Here is a 25,731-nt window from a genome sequence, read left to right on the forward strand (position 1 = left end):
GGACCACAGTCATTTTGAGGTGCATTTGCAGATCAGAACATTCCTCCCCATCTGCTGTTTGCTCGCAGGGACTCTGACGGCAGCAGTTGCCCAGGCTCCCTCGACCTCCCAACAGACGCCACCATCTGCGCCAGAAGCCACACCGCTGTCACCTGATCAGGTACCCTCTCGCCCTGCATACGATCCTGATCAACAAAAACAACAAAATTCTGCACCTGCAGCTCCACCTCCAGCGCCGACACTGCCTCCGACTCCTCCGCCGGCTCCAACAACTCCCGAGAAACCTTACACTGCCTTTCAGGCCTACCAGCCCGTGGATGAGATGCAGAACCAGCAGAACGCCCTTGGTTCTGCGTATATTCCCGTCGATAACTGGGTCTATCCGGCAATGCTGCGCCTCTATTCGATGGGTTTCCTCGACACGCCTTTTATTGGGATGCGTCCGTGGACACGGCGAAGCGCCATGCATATGCTGCAAGCCGCGCAGCGGGACATTATCAACAGCAATAACGAGGAGGCCCAGGACATCCTCGATAAGTTGCTTCACGAGCTTAACGCTGAATCGCCCGCCGGGTTCACGAACCGGGGACTCGTCTATGGAATGCAGTCCGTCTATACGCGAGTCACGGGCATCGGTGGGCCGATTCTGCGCGATAGCTTCCATCTTGGACAGACGATGTATAACGACTACGCGCGTCCCTTTGAATCCGGCTTCAATAACGTGACCGGCTTCTCTACGCTGAACGAAGCAGGGCGCTTTTCCTTATACATTCGTGGCGAGTACCAACATGCACCTCGGGGAACGGGATACTCGTACAGTCTGGCAAATTTTCTCTCTACGCAGGACTACGTCAAGCCATACGCACCGCCGAATCGCCCTCAGGACACCATTCCTGAAGGCCCGCTTCCCGCTCAAAACTACTTCCGTCTGATCGAAGCCAATCTCTCGTTTCATCTTCTAGGCCACGAAATCTCCGGCGGTAAGAGCGACGCATGGCTTAGCCCGGCACAGGGTGGCGCATTGGCGTGGTCCAACAATGCGGAAAATATTTATTCTTTCCGCATCAACCGCGTCGAACCGCTCCATATTCCCCTTGTATCAAAACTGCTCGGCCCCGTACGCTATGACTTCTTTTATGGAAGCCTGAAGGGGCATACTGCGCCGAACAGTCCCTACGTGCACTCAGAAAAATTTTCCTTCCATCCAACCAGCAACTTCGAATTCGGCTTTCAAAGGACCATCATCTTCGGGGGTGCGGGTCACGCTCCCGTCACTCTGCATACCTTCCTGAAGGGCTTCTTTGATATTAACGACACCACGGCTGCTGAGAAATATTCTCGCGACGACCCCGGCGCACGCTACAGCAACTTTACCTTTTCCTACCGGCTGCCCTTCGTGCGCAAATACGCCACCTTATACGCTGACACCATCACCCACGATGACGTTACGCCTATCAGTGCTCCCCGCCGTGCCGGCTATCGCCCCGGCCTCTATATCTCACACTTTCCAGGACGCTTGCAGCCTCTCGATCTTCGCGTCGAGGCCGCCGTCACCGACTATGCCACTTCCAAGAGTCAGGGGGGCTATGGCCAGTATTGGGAGGTCATCCAAAACCAGGGCTACACCAACAAAGGCTTCATCATGGGCGACTGGATCGGCCGCGAAGCGAAAGGTGGCAACGCCTGGCTTACCTGGCACCTCTCCGGCAATGAATGGATTCAGTTGGAGTATCTGAACAAGAAGACGCCGAAAGACTTTATCCCGGGCGGAACGACCCAGAATCAGTTCAAGGCCAGCTTCGTCAAACGGTTCGGCCCTGACATCGAGCTGAATTCCTGGGTGCAATACGAAGGCTGGAAGGCTCCGATTTACAAGACAGGCAAACAGAGCAATACCGCCGTATCCTTCCAGCTCACGTGGTATCCGCAGCTCAAGCGGTACCCGCAATAAAACGGGCATCCTTACTTCGTGCTGGCTTTGAAGTACTCCAGTGACCGCTCCAGTCCTTCACGCAGTGGAACCTTTGGCTCCCACCCAAGCAGAGTTTTAGCACGGGTAATATCCGGGCGGCGGCGCGTAGGATCGTCCTGCGGCAGAGGCTTACGAACGATCTCGGACTTCGAGCCTGTAACGGCAAGCACCTCGTGCGCGCACTCCAGAATCGTCCACTCGATGGGATTGCCAATGTTCACCGGCAGGTGTTCGTCGGAACGAGAGAGACGCACGATACCCTCGATCAAGTCGGAGACATAGCAGAAGCTGCGCGTTTGTGAGCCATCCCCGTATATCGTCAGCGGCTCGCCCTGCAGAGCCTGAATCATGAAGTTGGAGATAACGCGGCCATCGTTCGCCTGCAGCCGCGGACCATACGTATTAAAGATGCGAACCAGATGCGTATTGACACCATAGTAGCGGTGATACGCCATCACTGCAGCCTCGGAGAATCGCTTGGCTTCGTCATACACCGAGCGTGGCCCAATCGGGTTCACATTGCCCCAGTACGTTTCAACCTGCGGATGAACTTCGGGATCTCCGTAGCATTCTGATGTTGAGGCATGTAGGTATCCGGCGTTGTACTTTCGTGCAACGTCAAGTGTGTTGAAGGTTCCCGAAGAACCAACATGCAGCGTCTCAATGCCCAAGCGGGTGTAATCGACCGGACTCGCAGGCGAAGCAAGGTTGAAAACATAGTCGACCTTTCCCGGGTCGAAAGCCTTTGTAATGTCCTGCTCGATGAAGCGAAATCTAGGCTCTCCCGAGAGATGATTCAGATTCGCCCGGTTTCCGGTCGACAGATTATCAACGCCAATGACATGATGCCCTTCAGCCAGCAGAGTGTCGCACAGATGCGACCCTAGAAACCCTGCTGCTCCCGTTACAAGAATGGTTTGCGACGCCATGAATACCTTTCTGTGTCTCAAATAGACGAGGCCAGCGATGCGGCCCCTGTGGCCGGTATGGTCGTATACGGTTTCGGTTTTGGCGCAAATCGCGTCATTGAGCCCCGATTATCTCGACGGTGCCGAGGCCAGATCGCGGACCGGGTATGCTGCCGGCCTGCCGACACTGAGATAGGTAAATCCATGCTCAGTCATCGCGTGCGGGTCATACAGGTTACGTCCATCAATCACGATGGGGTAACGGAGTGCCTGATTCAGCCGCTTGAGGTCAAGCTCTGCAAACTCCGGCCAATCTGTAAGGATCAATAATGCGTCGGCATCGGCTGCCGCGTCGTACGCTTCGTCCACATAACGCAGCGTGGCACTCGCCGGTAGAATCTGCTCCGTGCGTTTTGCTGCGGCCGGATCAAAGGCGGAGATGGAACACCCCTCCGCGAGAAGCATCTTGACGATCTCGATGGCGGGTGACTCGCGGATATCGTCCGTCTCGCCCTTGAACGCTAAGCCAAGCACACCCAGCTTCTTACCGCGAAGGTTCCATAGCGCCGAACGCACCTTGCTGACAAAGCGCTTCTTCTGCTGAGCATTAATCTTTTCCACTTCGCTCAACAAGCTGAAGTCCACACCCATCTGATCGGCTACGGAACGAAAAGCCGCTACATCTTTCGGAAAGCATGATCCGCCGTAGCCAATGCCCGGACGGAGAAACTTCGGGCCTATACGGGTATCCAGCCCCATGCCCTTAGCAACCTGTTCCACGTTCGCGTTTGCGGCCTCACAGAGATTCGAGACAGCATTGATGAACGAAATCTTCATTGCAAGAAATGCGTTCGATGCATGTTTGATGATCTCTGCGCTCTTAGTCGAAGTCATCAGCAAAGGAGGTGGCTCGGAAACGCTGCAGAAGCCAGGAATACCATCCGCACGCTGATAATATTCACCGTTCGTCAGCGGAGCATAGATGTCTTTCAGGATGGCGCCGGCGCGCTCGCTATCCGCTCCTACGACAATACGGTCCGGATGAAGGAAGTCGGCTACAGCTGTTCCCTCACGCAGAAACTCCGGGTTTGAAACCACGTCGAACAAGCTATGATCGACGCCGTTACGCTCCATAGCGCGGCTGATCCACTCGTTCGTATACACCGGAACCGTGCTCTTCTCGACAATCACTTTATAGCTGTCAATCGAGCGTGCGATCTCACAAGCCACGGCCTCTACATAAGAAAGGTCCGCATCGCCAGTTTCGCTCTGAGGAGTTCCGACCGCAATAAAGATCGCTGCACACTTCCTGGTTGCATCGGCCAGATCTGTCGTAAAACGAACACGTCCATTACGGTATCTGGAGAGAAGTTCCGGGAGATAATGCTCGTGGATCAGGGTGTCGCCGCCCTGCAGCGCAACAACCTTGCGCTCGTCGTTATCCACACAGATGACCTCGTGTCCCATCTCAGCAAAACAGACCGCTGCTACAAGACCCACGTATCCAGAGCCAACAACTGCAATTGAAATAGATTTACTCATAGTGTTTTGGGGAGTACATTTGCAGCTTTAATGCTGCTATTAAAAAGCATAAATTAGTCTGATGCATTTTCAATGAATAGAGAGGGTTACCTGGGCATTCTTTATTTTCTTCACCTGACTCTGCTCGAGGTCTTGATAGACTAGTGCCAATGGGTCCGCATATCGCGCAGACACCGCCCTCTACGGGCACGCCTGACTCCCCGACCCCGGCCTTTAGCACGGCGGTTACCGACACGACGCTCTCCGAGGCGCTGATTACCCTCAGAAAGCGACGATGGATAGTTATTGCCTGTTTGCTGATCAGTCTGGTCTATGGCATTTACAAAGCTGAGACGCAACCTCGTATCTATGAAGCCTTTGGCAGAATCCAGGTAAGGACAGGTTCTTCTAATGAGTATCGCGTAAGCGCCATCCAGAGCAGCTCAGTCGAAGGCTCGAAGATGCTGACCGAGGTTGCCATTCTGCAAAGCGACACGCTCATGCTCACTGTCGCTCGCGAGATGGATCTCGCCAACAATCCTGACTTTCTGGGGCACCCTGCCCCGGTTCCACGTGCATCTCTTGACACGCCGCAGGTACGCCAGCAGACCGTTCATCAGTTACAGAGCAATCTGCATGTATCGCAGGTTCCGAAGACCGACATCATCCGCATCAGCTATACGTCACTCAGCGCGAAGCTGGCATCGGATATTGTCAACAAGGTCATCGCAGCCTATGTTCAGCGAAGCTTCGAGACTCGTTTTGCTTCTACACGCCGCGTCTCCAATTGGCTCTCCAGCCAGCTCGATGATCTGAAGCAGCAGGTCCAGACTTCGCAAGAGCATGTCATGGACCTGCAGAAACGCCTTGGCATCCTCGGCTTTGATCCCAACCATAGCCAGATCAATGCTTCGATCGAACAACTGTCGAAAGCAGCGAACGACGCACGCATCTCTCGCATTATTGCGGAGTCACGTTACCGCATGTTGGCAGGCATGGATCCGAACTCTATTGAAGGATCCATCGATGTTGTTCCCGGAACGACTCCGGTCGGCCTGAATGGCTTGCGCTCCCAGCTGGCTACAGCAAAGGCAACTTTTGCTCAGATGGAGTCCACCTTAGGGCCCAATCACCCGCAGTCGAAAGCGCAGAAAGCACAGATAGACGAGCTCACCCGCGAGATCGATGCCGAGGAGCAGCGGCTTCTGCTGCAGGCCAAGCAGGTTTACCTGGCAGCCCGCACCAATGAAGATCAGACAACAGCAGCACTTGAAGCTCAGAAGTCTGATGCCTACAAGCTTCGCGACGATCTTGTCGAATACACGATCGCGCAACGCGACTTTGAGTCCAACCGCAATCTGTATGAAGGCCTGCTACAGCGCCTGCGTACCGCTGATGTCCAAGCCGGCCTTGAATCGCTGGAGATTGACGTTGTCGATCAGGCGCTCCTTCCTGCCGCGCCTCTGCTCAAACCTCAATCGAGCATTATTCTCACCACGTTGATCTTTGGATTGATCGGAGGCATCATTCTCGCCTTCCTGATGGAAAGCCTGGATACCGGCCTCCGCAGCGTAACCGAGATTGAAACCATTACCGAACTTCCTTCGCTGGCGATCATCCCGCGCGCTCGTCGCTCTGGAGCCGACCAAGCTACGCTTTCTACAGCGCAGCGTAACATCGGCGCACTCTCACAGCCGAAATCGCAGTTTGCCGAAGCGTTTCGTACCCTGCGCACTGCGCTTCTGCTTTCAACTGCAGGCCATCCTCCAAAATACATCCTGCTCACCAGCGCAACACCGTCCGAAGGTAAAACGACAGCTACCTGCAATCTGGCCTGCATCCTTGCACAGGGAGACGCGCGTGTACTCGTGATTGATGCCGACCTCAGAAGGCCGACCATCCATCACCGATTTGGCCTCAACGGACGCGTCGGCCTTACCACTCTTCTGACTGGAGCCACCACTTTCGAACAGTCCATTCAGAAAATCCCTGAAGTCCCGAATCTCGATATTCTCGTCAGCGGCCCAGTGCCTCCATTCCCTACGGAGATGCTCAGTTCTGAGGCAATGTCCAAACTGCTTGAGCATTGTGGGCAGCTCTACACGCATATCATTCTTGACTCGCCGCCAATTCTTTCCGTCACCGACGGCGTCATTCTGGCACGCGAATCCGACGCCGTGATTCTGGTCGTCCGCCACGGCAAATCCAGTAAGCACATCGTCCGCCGCGCACGTGATCTCCTCTTCCGCTCTGGAGCGCCCGTCACTGGCATTGTTCTGAATGCCGTCGATCTCAGCTCTCCGGAGTACTACGGCTACTATGGCTATTCCCAGTACGGCTATGCTGGTGCCGATGCTGGCTCCTGGGAATCGTCTGCGGCCAGAAACGAAGAGAAAGTGGAGGATTCAAAATGATGAGACTCTCACTTCTCTTCGCGCATCGCCGCCTGTTACTGCTCGCGATGGTGTTTCTATTCTCCATTTTTGCGGTTGAGGCGCGAGCTCAGTTCTCCGGGCCATCTATTAGCCCATCGACGCCGGTCAACCTGCCAATCAAGCCAACAACCGATCCTGACATCCTTTACCCCAAAAACCGGGAAACTCGCCTCTTGGCTGGAGATGTCATCACGGTTCACATCTATGGGGCAACAGACTATGTACCCCAGGCACAGGTAAGCCTCGATGGAGCCATCCAACTCCCGCTGATTGGAACCGTCTCCGTCGAAGGACTAACCCTGCACGAGGCTCAGGATCGCATTGCGCAGATGCTGGTCAACGCGGGTATGTACCGTAATCCTCAGGTCAGCATTCAGTTGATCGAATCGCCAAATTCCATCGTCACAATCAGCGGTGAAATCCATGCCATTCTCCCCATTCACGGACAAAAACGGCTTATCGATGTCCTTTCGGGTGCTGGCCCCTTCCCGCCTACTGCAAGCCACATCATTACCATTCACAGGCCCGGGATCGATCAGCCCATTATCGTCGACCTTGGTACAGACCCAGCTCAAAGTGAACGCGCCAATGTTCCTATCTTCGCCGGAGATACAATCATCGTCGGGCGTACTGGCGGCATCTATGTCATTGGCGCTTTTAAAAATCAGGGATTTGTCCCGTTAACCCCTAATTCTCCACTCACCCTGATGCAGGCCGCCTCCGTCTCCGGCGGGCCATCCTTCGAAGGCAAGTTTAATGATCTGCGTCTGATTCGTACCGTTGGGCTAGAGCGTAAGGTGGTTCATATTGATATCAAGCGTGTCATGAACGGAAAGGATCCTGACCCGGTACTTCAAGCTGATGACATTGTCTTCCTGCCAAGCTCTTTGATGAAGAGCGCCATCAAGTCTGGAGGACTTGGAACACTCATGGGTCTCGGCTCGCTTCTCGTCGTCGCGGCTCGCCCATAATCACATAACTCAAGGACTCTGCTGCCTATCATGGATTCCCTCCCCCAGCGAACCCAGGAAAAGAAGAGAGATGCTGTCCGGCTTGCTTACCTGGTCAGTCATCCGATCCAGTATCAAGCCCCGCTTCTGCGACGTATCGCACGTGAGCCGGACATTGACCTCACCGTTTTCTTTGGCTCCGACTTCTCTGTCCGAGGTTACAAGGATGAAGGCTTCGGCGGAGTTGGCGTCAAATGGGATGTGCCTCTGCTCGATGGCTATCGATATGAGTTTCTTCCTGCTCTCCGCGATAATGCAACGGTCAGCCCTACAACGCCGATTAATTACGGCATCCTGAGCCGGTTGCGTGGGAAAGATGGCGACGCCCCTTTCGATGCTCTTTGGGTTCACGGCTATGCCAGTATCAACTCCCTTCACGCGATGTTTGCGGCGCGCGCATTGGGTATCCCCGTGCTTCTGCGCGCAGAGTCATGGCTTGGTGACCGTGAGCGAAGCAGTGGAAAGCTCGCAGCCAAGCACCTCTTCTTCCGCGCCCTCGGAAAATTCGTTGATGGGATTCTGCCCATCGGTACATTGAACGATGACTACTGGCGCTATTACCTGGGAGATAACTTCCCGCGCTTCCTTATGCCGTATGCCGTCGACAATGACTACTTTCAGAAAAGGAGCATCGAAGCCGCGGCAACGCGCAAACAGCTTCAGTCTGATCTCAATCTCGATCCCGATCGCCCCGTTATTCTGTTTGCATCCAAGCTTCAGGCACGTAAGCGTTGTGGAGATCTTCTCGATGCCTACAAACGACTCTCGCCGGCTCCAGGTGTTGAGCCGCATCCTTATCTCGTTATCGTAGGCGATGGAGAAGAGCGGGCTTCACTCGAACAAGCTGCACGTGCTACGGGCTTCTCTAGTATCCGATTCTGTGGTTTTCGAAATCAGTCGGAATTACCTCGCTTCTTCGATCTATGCTCGGTCTTCGTCCTACCCTCCCGACATGAACCCTGGGGACTCATCGTCAACGAGGTCATGAACGCAAGCCGACCTGTTGTCGTCACAGATGAAGTCGGCTGTCAGCGCGATCTCCTCACTCCTGGAATTGAAGGCGAAGTTTTTCCGGCAGGAGATGTTGAGGCTCTCGCTTCGGCTCTCAGCCGTATACTTGCTACTCCGCATATTGCGCAACAGATGGGACAGCAGGCCCTCGCAAGGATCCGCTCCTGGAGCTTCGAAGAGGATGTGAGAGGGCTGCGCAATGCCCTGGCTACGGTGACACGCAAGATTGCTCACGAACCGGTTCACTACGCTTGCTAGACTGCTAATCTCGAATAGGAAAGCTTAACGCTCCATGCGGATCCTTCACATCATTGCAACGCTGAATCCAGAGGCAGGCGGCCCGGTGGAATCAGTTCGTGTGCTACTGAGCTATGGCCCTATAGGCTATGTGGGTGAGGTCGTTACCTTAGACGATCCTGAAGCACCCTTTCTGCGGGATTTCAGCTTTCCTGTTCATGCACTTGGGCCTACGCGCACTGTCTACGGTTTTAATTCCAAGCTGCTACCCTGGCTTATCAAGAATCGTGGCCGCTTCGATGGCGTTGTCGTGAATGGCCTATGGCAATATTGTGGATTCGCTGCCTGGCGTGCCCTGGCTGGCAATACTCCGTATGTCGTTTTTACCCATGGCATGCTGGACCCTTATTTCAAATATGCCTTCCCGCTAAAACACTTGAAGAAGTGGCTCTACTGGGTCCCGGCGGAATACCGCATTCTGCGTGATGCTTATAGGGTTCTATTTACCTCAACAGCTGAAAAACGCTTAGCGGAACAGAGTTTCTGGCTGCACCGTTGGACTCCCTACGTCGTTCCATACGGAGCTAAAAACCCTCCTGACAAACCTTCTGAAATATTGAAAGAAGCCTTCTACGAGAAATGCCCCGAGGTGCGAGGCAAACGTTTCCTCCTCTTCCTCGGGCGCATTCATAAAAAGAAGGGCTGCGATATGCTCATTCAGGCCTTTAGCAAAGTTGCCTCCAAGGACCCGGAACTTGAGCTTGTCATGGCTGGTCCAGATCAACAGCAATGGACTGCAACTTTGCAGACAATGGCGAAGAAGCTTGGTATTGCCCATCGTGTCCATTGGCCGGGCATGATCACAGGAGATGGAAAGTGGGGTGCATTCTATGCCTCCGAAGTCTTCGTTTTACCTTCCCATCAGGAAAACTTCGGCATTGCGGTCGCGGAATCACTTGGTTGCGCAAAACCTGTCCTGCTGGCAGACAAAGTCAACATCGCGGAGGACATTGCTCACGATGGAGCCGGCCTGATGGAGCAGGATACGCTCGATGGCACCATTCGCCTGCTTGATCGCTGGATTGCCATGTCGCAGCAAGAGCGTGAAGCCATGTCACAGCGCGCATATGAGTGCTTCCATCGCCGTTACGATATGCGCGAAAATGCCATTGCGATCATCCGGCTCTTTGAATCGGCTACAGTTCACCCGGAAGAACCCATTTCTGCAAATGGGAAACAGTAACTGCGACTATGCCCAAACAGGTCCACTACAACGCCGCTGAACATATCTCCGAAGACACTGCGGCAGATCCGTATCTGCGACCCGCCTTTTCGCTCAGTAGCCGCGTCAGGCGTATGGTTTGGAACATCTGCTGGCTTCTCTTCTATCGTCCATCCCCGCGGCCATTCCATGCGTGGCGCTCCTTCCTGCTTCGTCTATTTGGAGCCACCATGGGACCAAACTGCCACTTTTATCCGGGTTCAAAGATATGGGCGCCGTGGAACCTCATCTGCGCGGATCAAGTCACGGCAGCCGATGGAGCGGAGATCTACAACCCGGCGCCAGTCGAATTAGGCTCTCACGCGATCCTCTCCCAGCAGGCCTACCTCTGCGGCGCAACACACGACTATGACGATCCAGCCTTCCCGCTGATCGCATATCGCATGACCCTCGGCCCCTATGCATGGGTCTGCGCGCGCGCCTCCGTCGCCCCAGGCGTCAATCTGGCGGAAGGGGCTGTCCTCGGTCTCGGCTCCGTGGCGACACGCAATCTTGATGCGTGGAGCATCTACGCAGGCTCGCCAGCAGTCAAAGTCAAAGACCGCCGGCCGCACTCACATTAAAAAATCCACGCTATTTGAAACGAAAACCGCCCGAATCTGCCGAGGCTAACCGCGCAGTTTTGCAAGAAGGTCTGTGGGATGGACGGGCTTGGCCAATATCTCAAACTCATGGCCTTGCTCGCGCGCCTTCTCCAGCAGATCCGCGGTCGCCGCTTGTCCTGAAAAGAGAAGAATTTTGCACTTGGGCAGCTTAGAGCGCGTGATGATTGCGGCCTCAATCCCAGTCATCCCTGTCATGATCACGTCGCTGATCAACATGTCCGGCTGAAAGCTGTCGAGCATCTCGATGGCCTTCTCACCGCTGAAAACAGCACGCGCCTCAAACCCAGCCTGGTTGAGGATAATAGCCAATGTATTTGCGATTACTTGCTCGTCATCAGCGACGAGAACCTTGGGCTTAGCTGACGTGGACGGTCTCTCCGGCATGCGTTCGGTGTTCCCCATTCAAATATTCAAGAATTCGTTGCAATGCGATCCGCGTGCGTCGCTTTACCATGTTTCTATGTACTAATGATACGCTGACCTCGTAGCCTTAGGACAGTAGCTCCTTCAAATTCAGCCTCATACATTTTACGCAGTAAATCTGAGTCTTTATGCAGCAAGTGATCATACGCGCCGAACAGGTCGAGAAGTACTATGCCCAGCCGAGCGAGAACCGCATCCAGGTCATCTCGCCCACCGACCTCACCATCAGTGAGGGAGAGATCGTTGCGCTCCTCGGTCCCTCAGGCTCCGGCAAATCGACCCTGCTACGCATGCTCACCGGTCTGTCCACTCCCTCCGCCGGAACCGTCTACTGGCATGACCGCCCCATCTCCAGTGCCGACGTCAACGTCTCCATCGTCTTCCAGAGTTTCGCCCTCTTCCCCTGGCTCACCGTGTTTGAGAACGTCGAAGCTCCACTCAAAGCTCGTGGCATGGACCCCGCGGAGCGCCGTAAGCGCTCCCTGAAGATTCTCGATACAGTCGGCCTCGACGGCTTCCAGGCCGCCTATCCCAAGGAGCTCTCCGGCGGCATGCGGCAGCGGGTCGGATTTGCTCGAGCCCTTGTCGTCGAGCCTGAGGTCCTCTTCATGGACGAGCCTTTCTCCGCGCTCGACGTGCTGACCGCCGAGAACCTGCGCTCCGAGCTCCTCGAGCTCTGGCAGAACAAGACCATTCCCACACGCGCCATCTTTATCGTCACACACAACATTGAAGAGGCCGTCCTGCTGGCGGACCGCATCATCGTCCTGGGACGCAACCCTGGCCATGTCCGCACCGACTTCCGCGTCTCCCTTGCACATCCACGCGACCGCAAAGCCTCGGCCTTCACGCAGCTCGTCGACTACATTTACAAGGTACTCACGCAGCCCGACGCACAGCCTCCCGCGCTTCCGCAAACGGCAACAGGTAAAAAGGTACGCGACCAGCGTCACATGCAGTATCAGATGCTGCCGCACGCACGCCCTGGAGGGATCGCCGGTCTGCTCGAGCTGCTTCTCGACCACAACGGACGCGACGATATCTACCGTCTCGCTGACGACTTGGCCTTTGAAATCGACGACCTGCTGCCGATTGTCGATGCCGCCCAGCTCCTCGGCTTCCTCAAGATCACCGAAGGCGATGCCGTTATCACGCCGCTCGGAGCCGAGTACGCCAACTCCGAGATTCTTCGCCAGAAGGAGCTCTTCCGTACGGCTGCGCTCGACAACGTTCTTCTCATTCGCCAGATCGTTCGCGCGATCGAAGCCAAGAGCGACAAGAGCGTCTCTGAAGAGTTCTTCCACGACGTTCTCGACGAACAGTTCAGCGAAGACGAAACGCTACGCCAGCTAGAGACCGCCATTAATTGGGGTCGTTACGCTGAGCTCTTTGATTTCGACGCCTCGCGTCGTCGCTTCATCCAGCCCGAGACGCTGCACCCTGAAACGACTAGCGAAGCGGAGATCGACGCATGATCCGGCTTCCGGACAGCTTCAGTTACGTCCGGGGCGAGACGCTGGCTCGTGCGCAGGTTCTTAAGCGTACCTGGCCCTTTGTGCTCGACCTTTGCGTCGCGGGCATCGGGCTCGCCTGCTTCTATGGCGTTGTTCAACTCGCCAAATACTGGTTCGGGCATCCTGTCCCTGAGATCACAATCTCGCTCAGCCCTCGCTCGTTGCCGCGATATGCCTTCTACTCGGTCGTGCGCATTGGCATTGCCTACCTGCTCAGCCTTATCTTCGCCATCACCTATGGCTACACGGCAGCCTATAACCGGCGCATTGAAGCCCTCATGATCGCCGGGCTCGACATCCTGCAGTCCATTCCCGTCCTCAGCTTTCTGCCCGGCGTTATGTTGGCCATGGTCGCCCTCTTTCCCACACGCCAAATCGGCGTCGAGATGGGAGCCATCGTCCTCATCTTTACCGGCCAGGTCTGGAACATGGCCTTCAGCTTCTACTCCTCGCTCAAGAGCATTCCGCGCGAGCTCAGTGAAGCAGCCACCATCTACAAGTTTTCCCACTGGCAACGTCTATTCTCACTCGAGCTGCCCTACGCCGCTATCGGCCTTGTCTGGAACTCTATGGTCTCCGTCGCGGGAGGATGGTTCTTCCTCATGGCCTGCGAGATGTTCGTCCTCGGTTCACGCGACTTCCGTCTGCCGGGACTTGGCTCCTACCTGCAGACTGCCGCCAGCACTGGAAACGCTCCTGCTATTATCTGGGGTTTGGTGACCATGATTGCGATTATCGTCGCCACCGATCAGCTTATCTGGCGTCCCATTATTGCCTGGAGCGACAAGTTCAAGTTCGAGCAGGTCGAAGCCGGCTCACGCGTCAACTCGCCTTTGCTTCACATCCTTCAGCATTCGCACGGAATTCGCACCATCAGGCAGTACACTCTTGATCCCATTGCCGAAACCTTCTACCGCAGGGTCGATAAGAGCCGTCGCCTCGCCTACGAACGCAGGCAGCAGGCCGCGCAACATCCTACCAGCGAGGATGATACCTATCGCCACGAACGCGTCGTCGGCATCCTGCGTGGTACGGTCCTTGTCTTCATTGCCGTCGCCATCCTCTATGCCGCCTTTCACGCTCTCACACTACTGCGTCAGATTGCATGGGGAGAGTTCGGCAGCATCATGAAGGGCGCGGCGGCAACCTTCTTCCGCGTCAATATCTCGCTTCTTCTCGCCTCCGCCTGGACGATTCCCGCCGGTGTCGCCATCGGCTTTCATCCCCGACTTGCGAGAATTGCCCAGCCTCTCGCGCAGATCGCAGCCTCTGTCCCTGCGACTGCACTCTTCCCTGTCATCCTGCTGGCGCTCATCAAACTCGGCGGCGGACTCGGCATCGGCTCCATCGCGCTCATGATGCTTGGCACGCAATGGTACATCCTCTTCAACGTCATTGCTGGAGCCATGGCCATCCCTACGGACCTGCGCGAGGTCTCCCAGCTCTTCCACTTCACTCCCGCCCAGCGCTGGCGCACTCTTATCCTTCCAGGCATCTTCCCCTATCTCATCACTGGACTCGTCACCGCATCGGGAGGCGCCTGGAACGCCAGCATCATTGCCGAATACTTCCGTATCAATAACAAGACACTCCAGACGGTAGGCCTGGGTGCGGTCATCAGCGCTGCCACTGACAGAGGACAGTTTCAGATCCTTCTGCTTGCCACGATCATTATGGCCATGATGGTCGTCACCATCAACCGCCTCGTCTGGCGGCCACTCTATCGCCTGGCCGAAACCCGCTACAAACTCGGAGCCTGAGCCTACGGCCCGGAGACCTGCGGCGGCTTCACTTCAGGCTGTTTGCGAAACGCAAAGATCACCGCCAGCATCGGCGGCGCAAGCAATACACCCCAGAATGGAATGATGAAGCCCATCACAATCGGCCCCAGTAATGCCGCCCACCACGGTACCTTTGTCGTGCGGTGCAGCACATACGGAGCGATCACCAGTCCCTCCAGCGCCACGATCAACCCATAGAGGCCCAGCACCAGCCCCAGGCGCCACCAGTCGTCCGATCCCTTGAAGAACACCGACAGCACCGGCCCGACCAGAGCCAGCATGCTCCCGTACACCGGAATAATCTGAAGCATTGCCCCCAACAACGCCCACATCGGGGCCAGCGGCACGCAAATCAGCTCCAACCCAATCAGCCACAAAACGCCCACAATTAAGGCATCCAGTGTCGCGGCTCGCCACCAGTTCGCCAACGCCCGCCCTGCCGTGCCTAACTGCTCCTGCATGGATCTCTGTACCATATACTCCCTCACTTCATCGCAGGGACGTTTGAAGACTTGAGGTTACACCAAGAGCTTTTCTTTAGGCGATTATCTTGACGATCATGAGGTCATCTCCTCAGAGACTTCCGGCTCATATCGTTGAGCCCTCGAGTATGCTGAAAACACCGTCACAACTCTAACGAACGGGCACCAACAACGGGATGCGTTCAAAACTCGAACACTACTTTGGATTCTCGGCACGGGGTACGAACTGGCGCACAGAGATTCTCGCTGGTTTCACGACCTTCATCACGATGGCGTACATCATCTTCGTCAACCCCGCCATTCTGCATGAGACCGGAATGCCCATCGCAGCCGTCACGGCCGCGACCTGTCTCTGCGCCGCATTCGGCAGCATCCTCATGGGAGCCCTGGCGAACTACCCGCTTGCACTGGCTCCCGGCATGGGGCTAAATGCCTACTTCACCTATACCGTCGTTAAAGCCATGCATGTTCCATGGCAGACAGCCCTTGGAGCAGTCTTCCTCTCCGGCGTCATTTTTCTGGTGCTCACCTTTACCGGCATACGCCAATTGCTGATGAACTCGATCCCCCATCAACTGCATGCGGCGGTTGCCGGAGGCATCGGCCTTTTCATTGCCTTCATTGGCTTTCGCAACGCAGGCATCATCGCCACCAGCCAGGCGACCACGGTTACGCTAGGGAACCTTCGCGCTCCCACAACGGCGCTCGCCCTCTTCGGACTCATTCTCATCGCTGCATTACAGATCCTGCGTGTACGAGCAGCCATGCTCATCGGCGTACTCACAACCACCGTTGCAGGCGTTTTCTTCGGCCAGGTTCACTGGCAACCACTTCCCTACCACCTCTCTTCACTCGGCGAGACCGCATTTCACCTCGACATCCGGGCAGCACTGAATATCGGCGCTGCAGAAATCGTCTTTGTCTTCCTCTTTGTCGATCTCTTCGACAACATCGGTACACTCGTCGCCGTCGCCAACCGCGCTCATCTCACCACGCCCGATCACCGCATTCCACGGCTCAACCGTATCTTCTTCGCCGATGCCGCTGCAACGATCGTCGGCTCTCTCACCGGTACCAGCACCGTCACCAGCTATATCGAATCCTCTGCCGGAGTCGCAGCTGGCGGGCGAACCGGAGTCACGGCGATCATCACCGGACTTCTCTTTGCCGTTTCTCTCTTCATCGCCCCTCTGCTCGGAGTCATCCCCAGCTTCGCCACTTCGCCCGCGCTCATTCTCGTTGGCGGCCTTATGCTTACTGGCCTCGGTCAGATCGAGTGGACGGAGCCCGTTATCGCCATCCCCGCCTTCCTCACCGTGACCATGATCCCGCTCACCTGGTCCATCGCCGATGGTCTCAGTTTCGGACTCACCAGCTACGCGGCCCTGGAACTACTCACCGGCCGTGGCCGCCGGTCAAACTGGATGCTCTACCTGCTCGCAGCGCTCTTCCTCCTTCGGTTTTTCCTGCTCCATCGCAGCGGATGATACGCCTGCATAAACACGAAAGCCCCGGAGTGGGTATCCGGGGCTTTCCTCATTGGAGAGATGAATTAGTGAGCATTCAGGCTAGGCGCCGTACGCGCCGGAGCCGCTCCCGTACTCACGCCATCCTGCACAGCCTGATATGAGATCACTGCCTTCAACGTCTCGTATGGAACGCCGGTCAATGGCAGCAGATGTCCGTTCACAGCAAGCATTGGAGTCTGCTCCACCGATGCATCCTGTGCCAGCTTGATCGAGCCCTCGACAGCCTTCTTCGTGTCCTCGGTCGCAGCGCAGCTATCGATAGCAGCCGGATTCAATCCTGCCTTGGTCACGGCATCCTTCAGCGTCTGGTCCCCAGTATCCGGTGTGAGAGCAGCCTGCTTGTCGAAGACATCGGCAGCATAAGCAAAAAAGGCGTCGTTGTTCTGCTTCGTCACGCAGTAACCATATGCGGCAGCCTTGAAGGCAAAGGGATGCAGCTCCGCAATCGGAAAGTTCTGGAAGACGATCCGAGCATTCGGAAAGTCCTGCGCCAATCGGTCCATCGTAGCCTGCGCCTCTTTGCAGTGCGGGCACTGCAGGTCGGCGAACTCTACCAGCATCAGATCTTTGTTCGACGAACCGCGATACGCACCATCAGCACGGTCCTGTAACAGTTTGCGCGTATCGGCAAACGGAGTCGGCCCAAACGAGATGACGTTCGCCGCATCGACAATCGCATGTTTGCCATCCGGCGTTACGAAAAAGGACGTAGTACCCACCTTCGCATTCGGCCCTTTGTCCGAGACGAAAACAACAACTTTGCTGACATTGGGAGCTGATGTCGTTTGGATCGCAGCCACTCTCCAAATACGGTTTGGATCGTACCCCCACAACGACTTCAAAAACGCATTAACGGTATCGACGGTAGGCGACGATGCCGTAAAGAACTTCGGATTTACCGGAGGAAAAGGATCAGGACGAGCCGTCGGGTCCAAGGACTGGAGCTGCAGCGGCTTGGGGGCTGATGCAGGCGCCTGTGCAGGAGCTGCCGACTGAGCCAGTACCGTGAATGCGCCGAAAACCGGCGCCAATGCCAGGATGAGAACAATTGCACTCTTCTTCAAAAGAACCTTCCTTTTACCGCTTCGCAAATGCGGGCTTCGCATAAATAATTAGACCTGAACTTTGACGGCGATGGGAAATCTGCGTCCCGTGCCAAACGATTTTTGCGTAACTTTCAATACCGGCGCCGCTTGCTGACGCTTGTACTCACTCTGCTCAACCAGCTTCTGCACCGAACGAACAAGCGTCACATCCACGTTCTGCTCCTGCGCAATCTGCTCCGCCGAGAGATAACGTTCTACATAAGCCTCCAGAATCGGATCGAGAACCTCGTAGGGCGGCAGCGAATCCGTATCGAGCTGCCCCGGACGCAACTCTGCCGAAGGAGGCTTCTCCAGCGTATTACGTGGAATAATCTCTCGTTGACGATTCACATAGCGGGAGAGCGCATAAACGCGTGTCTTATAGACGTCCCCGATGACAGCAAGTGCGCCCACCATATCGCCATACAGCGTGCAGTAGCCAACGGCCATCTCGCTCTTATTGCCTGTCGTCAACACGAGAGCGCCGAATTTGTTCGAAAGCGCCATCAACAACGTTCCGCGGATGCGTGGCTGCAGATTCTCTTCCGCAAGACCGAATGCAGTTTCTTTAAACAACGGCTCCAGCACCTTCTGAAACTGAGCAAAAACATCATGAATCGGCAGGAGCTCAAAGCGAATACCAAGATTTTTCGCCAGGCTTCGCGCATCTTCAATCGAGCCCAGCGACGAAAATTCGGTCGGCATGCCGACCCCTATAACGTTTTCTGCGCCCAATGCCTCAACCGCTATCGCAGCGACCAATGCCGAGTCGATGCCACCGCTTAGCCCGACCAGCACCTTGCTGAAGCCACACTTCCGAACATAGTCTCTCGTGCCCACAACCATCGCCTGCCAGATCTCCGCCGTGTCATCACAAGCTACTGGAACAGCCCGTGAGGGCTTATCCGTATCGACGACAACAAGGTCTTCGGCAAAGCATGCCCCACGAGCAATGACCTCGCCTGTGGGCGAAAGCATGATCGAAGAGCCATCGAAAACCAGACCATCATTGCCCCCCACCTGATTCACCATCAGGACATAGGCCTTATGCCGCTCTGCAATTGCGGCCAGCATCTTTTGGCGAACAAGCGGCTTGCCCTGCCAGAACGGCGACGCAGAGATATTCACGATGATCCGTGGATGGCCAGCGAGCTCAATCCCCTGCGACTGCCACTGCTGCATCAGAGTATCGACCGGATCAACGGAGTAGAGCTGCCGAGGCCAGAAATTCTTATCGTTCCAGGCGTCCTCACACACCGTGATCGCGATCGGCTGCTCGCCTACGGAGGTGAGCGACTGCGACGTCGCCGGCTCAAAGTAGCGCTGTTCATCGAAAACATCGTAGAAGGGCAGGAGCATCTTCTGCTGCACAAAAACGCGCTTCCCCCCCTTGAGCAGCACGGCAACGTTACGCACGCGCTTGCCGATAGCCCCATTCGCAGCCATCACACAGCCCACCAACAAGGCAGGCCGGTTGCTCGCAGACGTCCATGCCGCGATCTCATCCAGAGCTTCTTCGGCGCGCGCAACAAAAGCTTTTTTCTCAAGAAAATCTGCCGGGGGGTACCCACATACCGACAGTTCAGGAAAGACGACGAGGTCGGCCTTTTGTTCGGCCGCCCGATTCGCAAATTCTAGAATCTTCTTTGTGTTCCCGGTGAAGTCCCCCACCGTCGGGTTTATCTGCGCCAGAGCTATCTTCACACTTCAAGTCTAACGCCTGCGGTCATTGCAGAGGAATCTGCCTAACTTCCCGTACCACTGAAAACTACCCCCAGAGTGCGGGCAAGAATCTTCATATCCAGCCACAGACTCCAATTCTCCACATAAGCCGTATCGAGTGAGATATAGCTGTCGAACGAAGGGTCCTGTCGTGCCTCAACCTGCCAAAGCCCGGTAATCCCAGGAAGGACGTTGAGACGCCGCAGATGCGAAAGATCGTACTGCTCCACCTCGTTCGCAATGGGCGGCCGCGGACCAACCAGGCTCATATCGCCCAGCAGAACGTTGTAAAACTGCGGCAGCTCATCAAGAGAATATTTCCGAAGGAAAGCACCAATACGCGTAATGCGGGGATCATTTGTAATCTTGAACAAAACGCTGTCGCGCTCGTTCATATGCGCCAGCTGCTCTTTCAACTTGTCGGCATTCTGCACCATCGTGCGGAATTTGAAGCAGGCAAACGTCCGCCCTTTACGCCCAATGCGTTGCGCGCGATAGAAGATCGGCCCTTTGGAGTCCATGCGGATGGCAATCGCAATCACAAGCATGATAGGAGCAAGCAGCGTCAAGGCAATGACGGAAACCGTGATGTCCAGCACACGCTTGAACAGGAATGCTCCACGAGGAAAATCACGGCGATGTAAAGGAATCGTCGGGAACTGACCGATGTATTCAACCGGCGCGTTCCAGGCAAGTCCGTCATAAAGGTCAGGCACAACCCGTACATCGATTCCCGCCTGACGTGCCTCTTCCACCATGCCAATCACCAGCTTTTTATCGGCGGGCACAGAAAAGAAGATCTCATCTACGAACAAGGAGCGGGCAAGCGAAAGGCAGTTACGCACATCGCCAATAACGTCTGCATCGCCACTCTCTGCCTCACGCTCCGTCAGAGCTACAAATCCTTTGAAACGGAATCCAAGATGCTCCAGCGAATCCAGATGATTGCGTAAGGCATGAGCGACGCGGCCTGCTCCGACAATCAAAACGTTTCTGGTTTCAATACCTTCGCGGCACCGGCGATAGACCACGCGACGCCACAGCGCACGACGCACACACAACAAGACGGTCGACAGGATTACGGTCAGAATCACCACTCCGCGTGAGATCGCCGCGCCTTCAAACACGTAGAGCGCACCGCACAGAAGCAAACCGGAGGTCAATGCCCCCTGAATCGTCATTCTCTGCTCATGTAAACCACTGCGATGCTGAATAGGACCGTATAGCCCATACGAGCGAGTAAAAAAGATGACGCAGATAGCAAACCAGCCCAGATAGAGAGCCAGAGCACGCGGGGAAGCCTGAATCAGGTGTGGAGCAACCTCAGAAACTGAAGTTCCGGCAGGCCCGGCGATATGAAGCCTTACAGCCAGAACACCTGCGACTACGACCGTCATCAGATCCAGCGAAGCCCAGACAAGGCTTGTCACCGATGGGCGGCGGAATATACCGAAAACCGTTGATTGCGCACGGTTTTCTTTCGCTCTACGCCCAGACACAATAACCTGTTGTAGATAATCTGGTGTCGCCATAATTACCGAACGCCTCTGACCACTTGTACCAGGCAAAAAACCGGTTATGCACCGCCCGATACTGCCTGCAGGACGAACATTTCCAGTAAAGACACTACAAAGAAACACAACTAAGCTTGCGAAGTTGTCTAGGACTTAGTAAACCCAAGGCAGTTACACCCACTGCCTGCTTGCAGAATATCTGCACGAGGTTAAGTTTAGCAAACTACTCAGAAGTAGTTATCTATGCGATAAACGTTGTATTTACAGCATGAGATGACACTTATGTGTGATTGATTTGGAGCGCTAAGGGTTGCCAGAAAAGGAACCTTTGTAACGATTATTTATTATTCCGTCGTAGGCATCACAAGTTCATCCAGCGACAGGAACTCTTTCAAAATCGGATCGTCGCTCTTCTCCATCTCTTCCATCGTTCCAAAAAAATGCGCCCGGCCAGCATGAAGAAAAACAACGCGATCAGCCAGTTTTTTAGCGAAGCGCATATCGTGCGTTACAACGATGCTGGTCAGGTGGAGTTGTTGCTTAAGCCGCTCAATCAGATCTCCCAGCAGATGGGCCATCATCGGGTCCACCATGGTCGTCGGCTCATCGTAGAGAATTGCCTCCGGCTGCGATGCAAGGGCGCGGGCAATCGCAACCGACCGCTTCATTCCGGTCGATAGATCAGATGGCAACAGGTCTTCCATTCCAGCCACACCTACCATCTCAAGCAGTCCTTTAACAACCTGCAGTATCTGCTCTTCTGAAAGGTCTCCACGCTCACGCAACGGGAAGGCAACGTTCTCGCCAACAGAGATCGAATCGAAAAGAGCTCCATTCTGAAAGACCATCGTTACCTTGCGGCGAACGGCCTGCATCTCTGACTCTGTATAGCCTGCAATATCGTCTCCGGCGACGCGGATCGTGCCACGATCGGGCTTTAAAAATCCCATCAACATCTGCAACGACACCGACTTACCTACACCGCTGCGGCCAAGAATGCACAGCGTCTCGCCTGGCATAACGCAAAAACTAACATCTTCCAGAACAACAAACTTGCCAAATGACTTCCAGACATGTTCGAACGAGATATAGGGCGCAGGCTTATTACGAACCTCGCCGACTGCCTCTGCCGCAGCTTCGTTCTGCTGCGCTGCCTGATCCATAAACTCTTCCACCAGCGGAGCAACATCCGGTGAGACGTCCGCTGTCAGCGAGTTCTGGTCATCGGGCTGATGCTCTGTGGCGTCTTGTTCAGGTTGCGGTGTCGTATCGCCCGTCATCATATCCTCTTCATGTATTGAAGCATGCCCGGCATTCGATACAACGTTCTAGCGCACAGAATCCAGAACATCGGCAAAGGCCTCAGCTGCGACAAACTCCTCGGGAGTATTCAGATTTGCAAACCAGAGATGCCTCGTCGCCCGCTGTTCTGCCGTCAGAGATGCTTCAAGCGCCGCAAAAGGCATCTCTGCAACATCTTTGCCCCACGCGAAAGAAAGCAGCACATCTTCCACTGGAAGCCTGTAGCGCTCAGCAAGCATGCGTCCTGCATCACTGAGCGCCATATAGAGACCTAATCTCCCCTCCTCGACCGCATCGGCAATAAAAGGGGCCAGTTCGCGATGTAGCATCGATAGAGCCGGCTGCGCCTTCCCTTCAACAACAAAGAAAGATATACGAGCCGTTGCAGATTCCATTACGCAATGAACCCAGTTCTCCAGCAACGCCGCCGGGAGAAACGGCATATCGACGGGCAGAATCAGAATCCAATCAGTAGGGGTGTGCCGTATTGCCGCCTCGATGCCACCTAACGGCCCGCTGTCTGCATGCAGATCTGCGACGAGCGCCCCATAAGACGCAAGCTCAGATCGATTCCCCAGCACATTAACTTCACTGGCCACACATCGAAGCTTCTCAGCAGCAAGTTGCACCAGAGGCTTGTTCCCTAACTGGAGAAAAGCCTTATCCCTTCCCATGCGCCTGCTGCGCCCACCCGCCAGCACATAGCCTGTAAGGTTCGGGCAGGGCCTGGCCTGCATCATGCACCGACATTCGAAAAGAAACGAATAAGCGATTCAATGCCGCGATGAAAGTTCGCGAGATGAAACTTTTCATTCGGAGCATGCAGATTGTCGTCCGGCAGACCGAAACCCATAAGCAGCGTGGGCGTCTTCAGTTCGCGCACAAAATCGCCCACAATGGGGATCGATCCGCCCCCACGTACAAAGACCGTCTCCTTGCCAAAGACCTCACGCATCACCTCTGTCGCAGACTTCACATACGGATTGTCCGTCGAGATCACAATTGGATCGCCTGAATGAATCAGACGAACATCCGCCTCCACGCCCTTCGGCACAATCGACTCGACATACGCCTTGTACGCCCCAAACGTTTCCACAGGAATCTGATCTGGAACCAACCGCATACTCACCTTCGCCAGCGCCTTCGCCGGAATCACCGTCTTCGCGCCAGATCCAATAAAGCCCCCTGGCATTCCGTGGACATCGAGCGTAGGCCGTGCCCAGATACGCTCCAGCACACTGTATCCTGGCTCTCCTGTCAGTTCACACGAACCCACTTCGGCCTGGCGAAAATGTTCCTCGTCAAAAGGAAGCGCTTTCCACGCCTTCAATTCATCCACAGTCGGCTTCGCTACCTTGTCATAGAAGCCCGGCACAAGAATGCGTCCATCGGCATCTTTCAGCTTCGAGATAATCTGTGCCAATGCCACAAAAGGATTCGGCGCAGCGCCCCCGTACATTCCCGAGTGCAGATCTGTACGAGCACCTCGAACCTCAATCTCCGTATAGATCATCCCTCGCAGACCAACACACAAGGTCGGCAGGTCCGGAGCGAACATCTCCGTATCGCTCACCACGGCCACATCGGCCTTTAGCTGATCCCCATGCTCACGCACAAAGCGCGCAATTCCCTCTCCTCCAACTTCCTCTTCGCCCTCAACAATCACACGTATATTGACAGGAAGCCTTCCGCCATTCGCTGCAAACAACGACTCCAGCGCCTTAACGTGCATCCACATCTGCCCCTTGTCATCCACTGCGCCGCGAGCATACAGATTCCCATCGCGCTCCGTTGGTTCAAACGGAGGAGACTTCCACTCATCCAGCGGCTCTGCCGGCTGAACATCGTAATGCCCGTAGCAAAGCACGGTAGTAGCGCCAGAGCCAGCCTTCAGCCAGTCGGCATATACAAGTGGATGGCCTCCGGGATGATCGGTCGCAGCCGTTTCAATCAAACGCACGTTCTCCATGCCAATGCGCTTCAACTCATCGGCAACAAACTGCGCCGCACGCCGCACATCTCCAGCATGTTCCGGCAGCGTTGAGATCGACGGGATACGCAGAAGCGCCTTCATCTCCTCGACGAATCTCGTTCCATGTTTCCTTGCAAACTCAACGGAAGCCGATGTCTGTACTGTCACGGTTTAAGACTCCTAACCCCTCAAGTATATGCAACTGCTCAGCACCCGTACCGCTGCAGCAACGCTGCCGTTCTATAGTGACAGCTCAGACTTGGCTTCAATGAATTTGGCTATGGCGAACTCAATCTCTTCCCGTGTATGCGCAGCCGAAATCTGCGTGCGAATACGCGCTTTGCCCTGTGGGACCACAGGATAAGAGAACGCCACCGCATAGATACCTTTGCTAAGCAGCAGCTCTGACATACGGGAAGCAACAACGGCATCGCCAAACATCACAGGCACAATAGGATGTTCGCCTGGAAGAATATTAAACCCAGCTTCCGTCATTCGCTTACGGAACAGCTGCGTATTCTCGCGCAGTCGCTCGCGAAGATCAGAAGATTGCCCCACGAGATCCAAAACTTTCAACGATGCCGCAACAATAGGGGGTGCCACTGAATTCGAAAACAGATAGGGTCGTGAGCGCTGCCGCAGAAGGTCAACGATCTCTTTACGCCCACTGATATAGCCGCCACTCGCGCCTCCCAGGGCCTTGCCCAGCGTGCCCGTCAGGATATCGACCCTGCCTTCTACTCCACAGGCTTCGGGAGTTCCACGCCCATGCTCTCCAACAAAACCGACAGCATGAGAGTCATCCACCATCACTAGAGCGTTGTACTTTTCTGCCAGATCGCATATGCGATCCAGCTTTGCAATATAGCCATCCATTGAGAAGATGCCGTCGGTTGCAATCATGCGATGTCTTGCTCCGCTCGCTTCCTTCAACTTCTCTTCAAGATCCTGCATATCGCCATTTTGATAGCGAAATCTGGCAGCTTTTGAGAGACGGATACCGTCGATAATGCTCGCATGGTTCAGCTCGTCCGAGATGATCGCGTCTTCCTGCTCAAGCAGAGTTTCAAACAGGCCACCGTTGGCATCGAAGCACGAGCCATACAGAATCGTGTCTTCCGTTCCGAGAAACGAACTAAGACGTTCTTCCAATTGTTTGTGGATGGCCTGTGTCCCGCAAATAAAGCGAACACTCGCCAGACCATAGCCCCACTCCCGCAGAGCGCTCTGCGCTGCCTCTACTACCTGGGGATGATTCGCCAGCCCCAGGTAATTGTTCGCGCACAGGTTCAGAACCGTGATGTCTTTTCCCAAAGACACTTCTGGCTGCTGCGGTCCATCAATGATTCGCTCGCTCTTATAGAGCCCAGCCTTCTTAATCTCTGAAAGCTTCGCCTGCAGATGGTTTTGAAATGTTCCGTACATC

The 25,731-nt window shown here is 55.2% G+C and carries 20 protein-coding genes; 9 read left to right on the forward strand and 11 right to left on the reverse strand.

Annotated elements, in window-relative coordinates:
- The first annotated feature begins 25 nt into the window (after nt 1-25).
- Nucleotides 26-1,951 carry a capsule assembly Wzi family protein gene (locus KFE13_RS01715; RefSeq protein ID WP_313900668.1) on the forward strand — a complete coding sequence of 642 codons (1,926 nt, stop codon included), beginning with the start codon at nt 26-28 and terminating at the stop codon, nt 1,949-1,951.
- Between the two features lie 11 nt (nt 1,952-1,962).
- Here KFE13_RS01715 and KFE13_RS01720 read toward each other — a convergent pair whose 3' ends face one another.
- Nucleotides 1,963-2,901 carry a UDP-glucuronic acid decarboxylase family protein gene (locus KFE13_RS01720; protein ID WP_260705400.1) on the reverse strand — a complete coding sequence of 313 codons (939 nt, stop codon included), beginning with the start codon at nt 2,899-2,901 and terminating at the stop codon, nt 1,963-1,965.
- A 108-nt stretch (nt 2,902-3,009) separates the two neighbouring features.
- A complete protein-coding gene (locus tag KFE13_RS01725) occupies nt 3,010-4,422 on the reverse strand; it encodes a UDP-glucose dehydrogenase family protein (protein WP_260705401.1) in 1,413 nt (470 codons plus the stop codon).
- 149 nt (nt 4,423-4,571) lie between these two features.
- Between KFE13_RS01725 and KFE13_RS01730 the strand changes: the two genes are divergently transcribed.
- The 5 genes from KFE13_RS01730 to KFE13_RS01750 are packed head-to-tail and all read left to right on the forward strand — an operon-like array spanning nt 4,572 to nt 10,939.
- Nucleotides 4,572-6,815 carry a GumC family protein gene (locus KFE13_RS01730; protein WP_260705402.1) on the forward strand — a complete coding sequence of 748 codons (2,244 nt, stop codon included), beginning with the start codon at nt 4,572-4,574 and terminating at the stop codon, nt 6,813-6,815.
- On the forward strand, nt 6,812-7,807 hold the full coding sequence (locus tag KFE13_RS01735) for a polysaccharide biosynthesis/export family protein (RefSeq protein WP_260705403.1): 996 nt from the start codon (nt 6,812-6,814) through the stop codon (nt 7,805-7,807). The genes KFE13_RS01730 and KFE13_RS01735 overlap by 4 nt, the downstream gene beginning before the upstream one ends.
- Before the next feature lie 30 nt (nt 7,808-7,837).
- The gene (locus tag KFE13_RS01740) at nt 7,838-9,115 is read left to right on the forward strand and encodes a glycosyltransferase family 4 protein (protein WP_260705404.1); all 1,278 of its coding nucleotides are present in this window, start codon (nt 7,838-7,840) and stop codon (nt 9,113-9,115) included.
- Nucleotides 9,116-9,149: 34 nt separating this feature from the next.
- A complete protein-coding gene (locus tag KFE13_RS01745) occupies nt 9,150-10,337 on the forward strand; it encodes a glycosyltransferase (protein WP_260705405.1) in 1,188 nt (395 codons plus the stop codon).
- Between the two features lie 8 nt (nt 10,338-10,345).
- Nucleotides 10,346-10,939, forward strand: a complete 594-nt coding sequence (locus tag KFE13_RS01750; protein ID WP_260705406.1) for an LbetaH domain-containing protein — start codon at nt 10,346-10,348, stop codon at nt 10,937-10,939.
- Between the two features lie 45 nt (nt 10,940-10,984).
- Here the strand turns inward: KFE13_RS01750 and KFE13_RS01755 are convergent, their stop codons facing one another.
- Complete coding sequence (locus tag KFE13_RS01755; protein ID WP_260705407.1) at nt 10,985-11,383, reverse strand: response regulator; 399 nt, start codon at nt 11,381-11,383, stop codon at nt 10,985-10,987.
- A 149-nt stretch (nt 11,384-11,532) separates the two neighbouring features.
- Here KFE13_RS01755 and KFE13_RS01760 point away from each other — a divergent pair, with 149 nt between their 5' ends.
- Nucleotides 11,533-12,879 carry an ABC transporter ATP-binding protein gene (locus tag KFE13_RS01760; RefSeq protein WP_260705408.1) on the forward strand — a complete coding sequence of 449 codons (1,347 nt, stop codon included), beginning with the start codon at nt 11,533-11,535 and terminating at the stop codon, nt 12,877-12,879.
- A complete protein-coding gene (locus tag KFE13_RS01765; protein WP_260705409.1) occupies nt 12,876-14,678 on the forward strand; it encodes an ABC transporter permease in 1,803 nt (600 codons plus the stop codon). Before KFE13_RS01760 ends, KFE13_RS01765 begins: the two co-directional genes overlap by 4 nt.
- A 2-nt stretch (nt 14,679-14,680) precedes the next feature.
- Here KFE13_RS01765 and KFE13_RS01770 read toward each other — a convergent pair whose 3' ends face one another.
- A complete protein-coding gene (locus KFE13_RS01770) occupies nt 14,681-15,175 on the reverse strand; it encodes an AI-2E family transporter (protein ID WP_260705410.1) in 495 nt (164 codons plus the stop codon).
- A gap of 182 nt (nt 15,176-15,357) precedes the next feature.
- Between KFE13_RS01770 and KFE13_RS01775 the strand changes: the two genes are divergently transcribed.
- Nucleotides 15,358-16,668, forward strand: coding sequence for an NCS2 family permease (locus KFE13_RS01775; RefSeq protein ID WP_260705411.1), 1,311 nt, complete (start codon nt 15,358-15,360; stop codon nt 16,666-16,668).
- A 65-nt stretch (nt 16,669-16,733) separates the two neighbouring features.
- Here KFE13_RS01775 and KFE13_RS01780 read toward each other — a convergent pair whose 3' ends face one another.
- From KFE13_RS01780 to KFE13_RS01810, 7 genes are all read right to left on the reverse strand, one after another.
- Entirely contained in the window at nt 16,734-17,774 is a 1,041-nt protein-coding gene (locus tag KFE13_RS01780; protein ID WP_260705412.1) for a DsbA family protein, read from the reverse strand.
- Nucleotides 17,775-17,822: 48 nt separating this feature from the next.
- Nucleotides 17,823-19,499, reverse strand: a complete 1,677-nt coding sequence (locus KFE13_RS01785; RefSeq protein ID WP_260705413.1) for an NAD+ synthase — start codon at nt 19,497-19,499, stop codon at nt 17,823-17,825.
- A 41-nt stretch (nt 19,500-19,540) separates the two neighbouring features.
- The gene (locus KFE13_RS01790) at nt 19,541-21,049 is read right to left on the reverse strand and encodes a sugar transferase (RefSeq protein ID WP_390891596.1); all 1,509 of its coding nucleotides are present in this window, start codon (nt 21,047-21,049) and stop codon (nt 19,541-19,543) included.
- A gap of 326 nt (nt 21,050-21,375) precedes the next feature.
- Nucleotides 21,376-22,311 carry an ABC transporter ATP-binding protein gene (locus tag KFE13_RS01795; RefSeq protein WP_390891609.1) on the reverse strand — a complete coding sequence of 312 codons (936 nt, stop codon included), beginning with the start codon at nt 22,309-22,311 and terminating at the stop codon, nt 21,376-21,378.
- Nucleotides 22,312-22,359: 48 nt separating this feature from the next.
- Entirely contained in the window at nt 22,360-23,073 is a 714-nt protein-coding gene (gene mobA / locus KFE13_RS01800; RefSeq protein ID WP_313900669.1) for a molybdenum cofactor guanylyltransferase, read from the reverse strand.
- Entirely contained in the window at nt 23,070-24,407 is a 1,338-nt protein-coding gene (locus KFE13_RS01805) for a dipeptidase (RefSeq protein ID WP_260706880.1), read from the reverse strand. Before KFE13_RS01805 ends, mobA begins: the two co-directional genes overlap by 4 nt.
- 138 nt (nt 24,408-24,545) lie before the next feature.
- Nucleotides 24,546-25,730 (reverse strand): glycine C-acetyltransferase, encoded by a 1,185-nt coding sequence (locus KFE13_RS01810; RefSeq protein WP_260705416.1) that lies wholly within the window; start codon nt 25,728-25,730, stop codon nt 24,546-24,548.
- Between the last annotated feature and the right edge of the window lies 1 nt (nt 25,731).

Origin of the sequence: Edaphobacter flagellatus (genome assembly GCF_025264665.1) — a bacterium.
Classification (GTDB): domain Bacteria; phylum Acidobacteriota; class Terriglobia; order Terriglobales; family Acidobacteriaceae; genus Edaphobacter; species Edaphobacter flagellatus.